The organism is Synechococcus sp. R3-13 (assembly GCF_047462195.1).
Taxonomy (GTDB): Bacteria; Cyanobacteriota; Cyanobacteriia; order Thermostichales; family Thermostichaceae; genus Thermostichus.
In genome coordinates this window covers 1-4,962 of sequence record NZ_JANSIO010000247.1, presented here as the reverse complement: position 1 = coordinate 4,962, position 4,962 = coordinate 1, and the positions used below count along the sequence as shown (strand labels likewise).

At 62.3% G+C, this 4,962-nt stretch carries 4 protein-coding genes and 1 pseudogene; all 5 read right to left on the bottom strand.

The features are described from left to right. On the bottom strand, positions 1-1,525 hold a 1,525-nt coding region (locus tag NW856_RS07720), incomplete at its 3' end, for a hydantoinase B/oxoprolinase family protein (RefSeq protein ID WP_414399722.1). Positions 1,526-1,530: 5 nt separating this feature from the next. Then, a complete protein-coding gene (locus NW856_RS07715) occupies positions 1,531-1,839 on the bottom strand; it encodes a hypothetical protein (RefSeq protein WP_414399721.1) in 309 nt (102 codons plus the stop codon). Positions 1,840-1,870: 31 nt separating this feature from the next. Next, positions 1,871-2,410 carry a PDZ domain-containing protein gene (locus NW856_RS07710; protein ID WP_414399720.1) on the bottom strand — a complete coding sequence of 180 codons (540 nt, stop codon included), beginning with the start codon at positions 2,408-2,410 and terminating at the stop codon, positions 1,871-1,873. Positions 2,411-2,650: 240 nt separating this feature from the next. Then, positions 2,651-3,601, bottom strand: coding sequence for a prolyl aminopeptidase (gene pip / locus NW856_RS07705; protein WP_414399719.1), 951 nt, complete (start codon positions 3,599-3,601; stop codon positions 2,651-2,653). A 27-nt stretch (positions 3,602-3,628) separates the two neighbouring features. Next, positions 3,629-4,962 (bottom strand): annotated as a pseudogene (locus tag NW856_RS07700) (glycoside hydrolase); the annotation flags it as partial.

Below are 4,962 nucleotides of genomic sequence, written 5' to 3'. Positions count from 1 at the left end.
TCACGTCGCCGGCTTTTAGGGAGCGGCTGATTTTGCCAGGCAAGGGATCCCCGTTGAGGAGGTTGATCCCCACTTGGCCTGGCCCGCCTCCCTGTTCTCCTTGGGGGGCATAGTGGCGCCGCTCGGTGAGCAGGGAGAGGGTGCAATCCTGCAAAGTCTGGATGGATCGGATCAGTCCCCACCCGCCCCGCTGTTGGCCATGGCCGCCGGAATCCTGGCGGAGCTCGTAGCGCAGTACCCGCAGGGGATACTCCAGCTCCAGAGCCTCGATGGGGGTGTTGAGGGTATTGCTCATGCCCACATGCACTCCGTCCAAACCCGGTCGTTGCCGGCTGGCCCCCTGACCACCTCCCAGGGTTTCGTAGTAGGTGAAGTGGCGGTTGCCCAGCACACAGTTGTTCATGGTGCCCTGCCCCTGAGCGATGCTCCGCAATCCGGCCACGGGAGCCAGAGCTTTGAACACCACATCGGCAATGCGCTGCGAGGTTTCCACATTGCCCGCCACCACTGCTGCCGGAAACTGGGCATTCACCAAGCAGCCGGGCGGCGCCACGATCTCGATGGGATCCTCCAAGCCGACATTGCTGGGGGCCGTGGGATCCAACAGACAGCGCAGGGCAAACAACACCGCCGAGCGGGTGACGGCCAGGGGCGCGTTCAGGTTTCCCGCCATGGCCGGAGCAGTGCCGGTGAAGTCCACCCGCAGCTTCTCGCCCTCTACTTCCACCTGCACCCGAATCTCAAGGGGCGCGGGCGGATCCCCATAGCCCTCCAACCAATCCTCAGCCGTGTAGATCCCATCGGGCAGAGCCTGAATTTGCGCCCGCATCCGCCGGCGGCTGTACTCGATGACCCCTGCGATCAACTGCCAAGCTTCCTCTTCTCCAAAGCGGGCCAGCAACTCCCGAAACCGGCTCATCCCCACTGCGCTGGCCCCCACCTGGGCCTGCAGATCCCCCCGCCGCTGCTCGGCATTGCGCACATTGGCCAGGATTAGGCGCAGCAGATCCTCCTGCCAGTACAACTCTCCTTCCAGAGAGAGCCTAGCCAGCCGTACCGGCGGGATCACCAGCCCCTCTTGCCAAAGTTCTGTGGAGTCGGCGGGCATGGAGCCAGGGCGCATCCCTCCAATATCAGCGTGATGAGCACGGTTCACAGCATAGGCGCAAATCCGGTCGGGATCCCTCCAGCCGGGAATGGCCGCGACCACCGTAACGTCCGGCAGATGGGATCCCCCCTGGTAGGGATCGTTGAGGAGAAACACATCTCCGGGTCGCGGGTTGGCTGCCACCACCGCTCGCACCGCCTGCGAAAGGGCGCCCAAATGCACCGGGATGTGAGCTGCCTGGGCAATGCAAGCCCCTTGCGAGTCAAACAGAGCTGTGGAGCAATCCCGCCGCTCCTTGATGTTGGCCGAATAAGAACCGCGGATGAGGCGGGCTCCCATCTCTTCGGCAATCCCCGCCAGAGCGTTGGCCATGACCTGCAACCGGATGGGATTGGAGACAGGATAGTTGCTATCCATATCCCTCAAAGCCTACGCCCCAGCCAAACGGCCACCCTGCGGATCCCTTGCCAGAACTGCAAACGACGTTGCCAGCGGTCAAGGGTACGGCGACTCTCGCGCAGACGATCCCGCAGACGCAGCAACTCAGCCGGGGTGGGAGCCAAAGCCTGCTGAGCTGCTTCTCGCCAATCGGCCATGGCCTGCTCTGTGACCCCAAGAGCCGAGCGCAGCTTCAAAATGACAGGAATGAGAGCAACCAGGGCCAAAAACAGCAAGCCGTTGAGGCCGCAAACTGCCCAGACAGCCCATCCCGAACTCCAATTGGCATTCACAGAGAGCTCCGGGTAGGGATCCCGACAAGGCTCACTGCTGCTGCAGCATCAAGGGGCGCAACACCCGGCCATCCCCCACCACAACCACCGTTGACAGCACCTGCTCACCACGGCGGAAGGTAATCGGCACCGATTGGCCTACCGGGGTATTTTGGATGATCTGCTGCACATGTTGCACGGAGGTGACCCGCTGCCCATCCACTCCAATCAAAATATCGCCCTGGGCCAGACCGGCTCGTTGAGCAGGACCATCCTGGAGCAAGCCGACCACCTGCACCCCCTGAACTCGAAGTGCGGGGCCGAACAGACGACGGCTGATGGCGCTCTGGGCTTGCTCGCCGTTCACCGTTTCAATGGCAACTCCAATGAAGCCGTTGCCGACAGCATAGGAGGCAGGCGACCACTGGAACCCGAAGCTGTTGGCGTCGCTGCTGACCTGAACCGTGGAGCTGTAGGGATTGTAAGCTTCACCCCCAACCGAGCCGCAGGGGTAGGCCACAACTGCATCTGCCAGCAAGAAGGAGATGGGCAGGGCTAGGGCAAGCTTGAACAGATGGGTTGGTTTCTGCATGGTTCGACCCTGGAAACGGTGAAGTAGAAATGAGCTTGAATCCGCGAAGCACTTGGGTGGATGCACCAGCCAGGTGTGGGCAGCTTGCACCGCCCCTCCCTCAGTGATAAACCCAAAATCGCCAACTGTCGATAGGCTTGGCCGTGCTTCTGGGCTGGATCCCAAGGTTTTGCCGGCCTTCCTGTAGCAATTCTTCAAGGTCTTGGGATCCCTGGCAGCACTGGGTTGGCTCGGCGGGGCTCACAAACCGGCAAAGCGATCGGTGGCTTCCAGGAGGGCGGTGCGGATTCCGGGCTCGGTGATGGAATGGCCAGCATCGGGGATCATCCGAAACTCTGCTTCTGGCCAAGCCTGATGCAGCTCCCAAGCAGAGATGGGCGGGCACACCACGTCGTAGCGCCCCTGGACGATCACCGCCGGCAGATGCCGCAGCCGTCCCACCCCCCTGAGGAGCTGATCCTCCGGATCCAAAAAACCGCCGTGGACAAAGTAATGGCACTCAATGCGGGCAAAGGCCTCGGCAAACTCTCCCCGACCAAAGCGCTCGATGAGCTCTGGGCTGGGGATCAACTTGCTGGTGCTGGCCTCCCAAACAGACCAGGCGCGAGCTGCCCTCAGCCGTACCTGGGGATCTGGGTCGTTGAGGCGGCGGTGGTAGGCTGCCAGCAGGTCATCCCGCTCTTCGGGGGGGATCGGCTCCAGGTAATGTTCCCAAGCATCGGGGAAAAAGTAGCCGGCCCCCGACTGGTAAAACCAGCGGAGCTCAAAAGGGCGCAAGAGAAAAATGCCCCGCAAGACAAACCCTAGGCAGGATTGGGGGTGGGTTTGCCCATAGGCCAGGGCAAGGGCACTGCCCCAGCTGCCCCCGAACACAAACCAGCGATCAATGCCCAGATGCTGGCGCAACTTCTCGATATCCGCCACCAGATCCCAGGTGGTGTTCTCCCGCAGCTCGGCATAGGGGCGACTTTTCCCGCAGCCCCGCTGATCGAACAGCACCACCCGCCAGCGGCTGGGATCGAAATACTGCCGGTAGATGGGATCGATCCCACCTCCAGGCCCCCCGTGCAAAAACACCACCGGCTTGCCCGCCGGGTTGCCGCACTGCTCGTAGTACAAGGTGTGGAGGGAGGAAACCGCCAGAAAGCCTTGATCGTAGGGCTCGATGGGGGGATAGAGATCGCGCAACATAACCGGAAGCTCTGCTGGTCATCACGCTCAAGGTCTACGCAGGGCAATGGTGGCCTTCGGAGGGATCCCTTCCTGAAAGGTCTCGCCATCGGCAGCCAGGATGATAAATTGCAGCTCCTGCCCCGGCTGGGCGCCCAAATTGGTCCAGGGGATGGCCACCTCCAAACAGGCATCCACCACCGCCTTCACTTGATGGCCGATGGCGTGCCAGGTGTGGTACTCCCCTGCCTGCAAGAGCTGGGCTTGCACCTCTGCCGGATGCTGGCCGGTGCCGGGAGGCGGCAGTGACAACCGCAACAGGTGGCGGTAGTGGTAGTTGAGAGGGGCTTCTGCCGGCAATCCCTGCAGGGGAATGGGGCTGTTGACGGTGACGCGGTTGGGATAGAACCACAGCACCAGCAATTGCCTGGGCCGCTGCACCACCGAGTTAAAATCCAGCCGCAGATAGAGGTTGAAGTGATCAAACCCGTACCAGAGGCGGCGAACGGCGCTGTTGCGGTGCATGGTGCCTCGGGCCGCTCCAATCTCCACCCGCCCCGCTTGGCTCCACTCCCGTTCTGCCGGACGACCGTTGATGGCCGGGTGGATAAACCCCTGCGGCAGGCGATCCCCTAGGCCGTCATGATCCTCCAGGGGAAATTGCAGCACGGTCGGCACCGCCTCTCCCAAAGCAGTGTAGAGCGCCTGCAGGTGCTCCCGAAACAACTGGTCGAAAACGGCATCATGGGCGGAGGAGTGGCCTGCCCCAAACCACCAGAACCAATCGGATCCCTCGGCGGCCCAGAGGGCTTCCCAGGCTTGGGGATTGGCGCGGGGATGATCCTGAATCACCTGACGGGCCTGAGCCAAGAGCTCCCAAGCGCGGTTTTTGACGGGATCCCCAATCCAGGTGGTGAAGTCCGCCTCGATCCAGGAGCCACTGTGCAGCTGCTCTGCCGGCAAAAACTCAGTGGGAGGAAACTGATCCAGAAACTCGGAGACCGTCACCAAGCGCAGCGCCGGGTGCTGGCTGAGGCGGGTATAGAGGTTTTCCAAGAAGGGCCGGCCATCTTGGGGGTAGTACTCCCAGCAGTTTTCCCCATCCAGAGCGATGGTCACCAGCCAGGGCTGCTCCTGGGGCAGGCGGTTGCGGATGCTCTCCAGATGGCCAATGAGATCTTTGGCGGCAGCATCGGCGGGCATGGCGCTGTAGCTGAAGCCAATCAAATCCGAAAGGCGGTGATCCCGAAAGACGATGGCCAGATCCCCCCGCTCGGTTTCCAGGCGGTAGGGGCGGTAGAGCTTCTCCGGCTCCAGAATGTGGCCCTGCCCATCGCGATGAAAAGGCTGGCCCAGGCTCCACCCCAAAACCCCTTCGTCGG